The organism is Mesorhizobium sp. M7A.F.Ca.CA.002.09.1.1 (genome assembly GCF_003998555.1).
Lineage (GTDB): Bacteria > Pseudomonadota > Alphaproteobacteria > Rhizobiales > Rhizobiaceae > Mesorhizobium > Mesorhizobium ciceri.
In genome coordinates this window covers 1-4166 of the sequence record NZ_RZRR01000494.1, presented here as the reverse complement: position 1 = coordinate 4166, position 4166 = coordinate 1, and the positions used below count along the sequence as shown (strand labels likewise).

At 64.2% G+C, this 4166-nt stretch carries 4 protein-coding genes; 3 read left to right on the top strand and 1 reads right to left on the bottom strand.

From position 1 onward, the window contains the following. Both EN994_RS20455 and EN994_RS20450 read left to right on the top strand, forming a co-directional pair. The coding region (locus tag EN994_RS20455; RefSeq protein WP_206530432.1) for a FixH family protein at positions 1-270 on the top strand (270 nt) is incomplete at its 5' end. 7 nt (positions 271-277) lie between these two features. Next, positions 278-1477, top strand: a complete 1200-nt coding sequence (locus EN994_RS20450) for a cytochrome c peroxidase (RefSeq protein WP_063168172.1) — start codon at positions 278-280, stop codon at positions 1475-1477. Between the two features lies 1 nt (position 1478). Here EN994_RS20450 and EN994_RS20445 read toward each other — a convergent pair whose 3' ends face one another. Beyond that, entirely contained in the window at positions 1479-1931 is a 453-nt protein-coding gene (locus EN994_RS20445) for an Lrp/AsnC ligand binding domain-containing protein (protein WP_013531233.1), read from the bottom strand. Between the two features lie 163 nt (positions 1932-2094). On the opposite strand from EN994_RS20445, the gene putA reads away from it, so the two are divergent. Continuing rightward, a partial coding sequence (gene putA, locus EN994_RS20440; protein WP_127307761.1) for a bifunctional proline dehydrogenase/L-glutamate gamma-semialdehyde dehydrogenase PutA occupies positions 2095-4166 on the top strand: 2072 nt, incomplete at its 3' end.

Below are 4166 nucleotides of genomic sequence, written 5' to 3'. Positions count from 1 at the left end.
GTGGTGCGGCAGGGCGAACTGGAATCCTGGCTGCTGACCCTGAAGACAAAGACAGGGGCTTCGGTGGAGCGCGCCGCGATCGCCATCTCCGGCGGCATGCCGCAACACAATCACGGCCTGCCGACCAGCCCGCAGGTCACCGATTACCTGGGCGAAGGCCGTTACCGCATCGAGGGGCTGAAATTCACCATGAGCGGCTGGTGGCAACTTCGTTTCGCCATCTCATCCGGCGCCGGCTCCGATACCGTACTGTTCAACGTGGTGCTGTGAGCGATCGATGAAGCGCCTTTTCCGCTTTCTGGCGCTGATGGTCGCCGTCGTCCTCGTGGGCTGCGGCAAGCCTGATTTTTCCGACGCAGAAAAGAAGACTATCGCTTCGCTGGCGCTGTCGTCGCTGCCGGCGCTCAAGGCCGACACCACCAATCGTTTTGCCGACGTGCCGGCCGCCGCCGCACTCGGCTCGACGCTGTTCTTCGATCAGGGCATGAGCGGTGACGGGTCGGTATCCTGTTCGACCTGCCACAAGATCGACCGCCAGTTCCAGGACGACCTGCCGCAGGCGGTCGGCGTCGGCCACACCAACCGGCGCACCATGCCGCTGGCCGGCGTGGCGCACGATCCCTGGTTCTTCTGGGATGGCCGTCGCGACAGCCTGTGGGCGCAAGCGTTGACGCCGCTCGAAAATCCACTGGAGCAGGCGGGAAACCGCGCTGCCTACGCGCATTACATCAAGGCGCGCTTCGGCGAGCGCTATGAGCGCATTTTTGGGCCGCTGCCCGATTTTTCCGGCATGCCGTTGAATGCCAGCCCACTTGGAAACGATGCCGAGAAAGCAGCCTGGAATGCCATGAGCAGCGCGCAGCGCGACGCCATCAACGGTGTCTTCGTCAATATCGGCAAGGCGATTGCCGCCTTCGAACGCTCGATCGCGCCCACGCCAGCGCGCTTCGACCGCTTTGCGCTGGACCTCGCCACCGGTGCCGAGCCGAAGGGCGATGCTGTCTTTTCCAAACAAGAAATCCTTGGGCTTAAACTGTTCATCGGCAAGGCCAATTGCGTGACCTGTCACAACGGCCCGCGCTTCACCGACAACAGCTTTCACAACACCGGCGTGCCGCCTGTTGCGGGCCTGCCGCCGGATCGCGGCCGCATCGATGCCGTGCACCAAGTCGAGGCCGACCCGTTCAACTGCCTTGGCGCCTATCGGGACGGCGAGGTTGCCGCCTGCGGCGAACTGCGCTTCATGGTCAAGAATGCGCCACAACTCATCCGCGCCTACAAGACGCCGTCTCTGCGCGGTGCGGCAACGCGACCGCCCTATATGCATGCCGGGCAGTTTTCGTCGCTCGACGAGGTCGTGGCGCACTATGCGAAGGCCGCGCCCAGCGTCGAAGGGGTATCAGAGGTTCACCCGTTGGAGCTTTCAGACCGAGAACGCGCTGCTCTGGTGGCGTTCTTGAAGACGCTTTCGGAGTGATCTACCGATCCTTCACGGTCTCCATCGCCACAAAGGTCGAGGTCTGGGCGACATGGGGCAGGGCCGAGATGCGCTCGCCGAGGACGCGGCGGTAGGCGGCGATGTCCCTGGTGCGGACTTTCAGCAGATAATCGAAGCTCGATGCCATCATGTGGCACTGTTCGATCTCCGGCACAGCCTGTACGGACCGGTTGAAGGCGTCGAGCGCGGCGGATCTGGTGTCGGACAATTTCACCTGGACGAATGCGACATGGCCTTCGCCCATGCGCTCGCGGTCGACGATCGCCTGGTAGCCTCTGATATAGCCGTCCTTCTCAAGCCGCTTCACCCGCGCCTGCACCGGCGTCTTCGACAGGCCGACCTTTGCGGCTAGTTCTGACATGGAAAGCCGGCCATCGCTTGCAAGTGCGGCCAGGATATTCCGATCTATGCGGTCCAATTGGTCTTCTGTCATCGAAATCGCAGTCCAAATGTCAATTATATGCCGCTAGGATAGATCGAATGACCTGCAATGTCGATTTCTTTGGACCGGCCGAAATTTTGCACTTGTGCTAGCTTGCGCCATTCGGTCCGGTGACCGCCGGCCCGATCCCCTTTGCTCGATCCACGGGACCGCCATGCCAGCGCTCGATGCCATCCGCCAGCAGATCCGCGCCAACTACCTGCCCGACGAAGACGAGGCCGTGAAGCGGCTTGCCGAGGCGACGGGGCTCTCCGGGAAAGACCGCAAGGCGATCTCGGCTCGCGCCGCCGATCTGGTGCGCGCGGTGCGCGGCTCGTCGGATCCAAGGCTGATGGAAGTCTTCCTCTCCGCGTACGGTCTCTCCACCAAGGAAGGCGTGGCGCTGATGTGCCTGGCCGAGGCACTGCTGCGCGTGCCCGATACCGAGACGATGGACGACCTCATCGCCGACAAGATCGCGCCGCACGACTGGTCGGCGCATTCGGGCGGTTCGAGCTCCATCTTCGTCAACGCCTCGACCTGGGCGCTGATGCTGACCGGCCGCGTCCTCGACGAAGGCGAGGGCGGCATCGAGGGCACGCTGCGTTCTATGGTGCGGCGGCTGGGCGAGCCGGTCATCCGCAAGGCGGTGGCCGCCGCCATGCGCGAGATGGGCGAGCAGTTCGTGCTCGGCCGCACCATCACTGAAGCCGTCAAGCGCGGCCGGCCGATGACCCAGAAGGGTTATCTCTATTCTTTCGACATGCTGGGCGAGGCGGCCCGCACCGAGGCCGACGCCTTGCGCTATCACAAGGCCTATGCTGACGCGATTTCGTCGCTCGATTCCGGCTCCAACGGTCCTGACATCAGGCAGAACCACGGCATCTCGGTCAAGCTTTCGGCGCTGCATCCGCGTTACGAGGTGGCGCAGAAGGACGAGATGCTGCCTGTGATGGCCGAGCGGCTTTTGTCGCTGGCGCTGGCCGCGCGCCATTCGCGCATGGGTCTCAACATCGATGCCGAGGAGGCCGACCGCCTCGATCTATCGCTCGACGTCATCGAGCGGGTGCTGGCCGAGCCGGAACTTGCCGGCTGGAACGGGTTTGGCGTGGTGGTGCAGGCGTATGGGCCACGCGCGGCCTTCGCCATCGACTGGCTCTATGCGCTGGCCAAGAAATACGACCGCAACATCATGGTTCGGCTGGTCAAGGGCGCCTATTGGGACACCGAGATCAAGCGGGGGCAGACGTTGGGACTCACCGGCTATCCCGTCTTCACCCGCAAGGCCAACACCGACGTCTCCTACATGGCTTGCGCCAAGAAGCTGCTTGGCATGACCGACCGCATCTACCCGCAGTACGCCACCCACAATGCCCACACCGTCGCCGCCATCCTGTCGATGGCTGATAATAACCGCGATTCCTTCGAGTTCCAGCGCCTGCACGGCATGGGCGAGGCGCTGCACGAGACGGTGCGACGGTCCGAAGGCACGCGCTGCCGTATCTATGCACCGGTCGGAGCGCATTCCGATCTGCTGGCCTATCTGGTGCGCCGGCTGCTGGAGAACGGCGCCAACTCCTCCTTCGTGCACCAGCTGACCGATGAGGATGTCGAGCCGGAGGACATTGCGCGCGATCCGCTCGAGACGGTCGAAAGCCAGGGTCCGGCAGCCAATCCGGCGATTGCCCGGCCTTCCCAGATTTTTGGAGCCGGGCGTCGCAATTCGAAAGGATTCGACATCACCGACACGGTGACGCTGGCGGCGATCGACAAGGCCAGGGCGGCCTTCGCCGGGCCGGATCGCTGGCATGCCAAGCCGATTACGCGGGCCGCCGGCTATGGCAAGCAGCGTCCGATCGTCAACCCGGCAAAGCCTTCCGAAGTGGTCGGCACGGTCAGCGAAGCAGCTGCCAAGCAAGTCGCGACCGCCGTGCGCTTCGCGGTGGAAGCGCAACCGGCCTGGGCGAAGCGTCCCGTCGCCGAGCGCGCCGCCATCCTCAACCGGGCCGCCGATCTCTATGAGGCCAATGCCGTCGAGTTCTTTGCACTCGCCACCCGCGAGGCCGGCAAATCGCTGGCCGACGGCGTCGCCGAGGTGCGCGAAGCGGTCGACTTCCTGCGCTACTACGCCACCGAGGCGGCCAATGCCGAGGTGGGCACGCAAGCGCGCGGCGCCATCGTCTGCATTTCGCCGTGGAATTTCCCGCTCGCCATCTTCACCGGCCAGATCGCGGCAGCGCTCGTTAC

What these genes read in the sequence shown, in the direction of transcription:
- EN994_RS20450 (WP_063168172.1), top strand. Translation starts at nt 278, where the DNA reads ATGAAGCGCCTTTTCCGCTTTCTGGCGCTGATGGTCGCCGTCGTCCTC.
- EN994_RS20445 (WP_013531233.1), bottom strand. Translation starts at nt 1,931, where the DNA reads ATGACAGAAGACCAATTGGACCGCATAGATCGGAATATCCTGGCCGCA.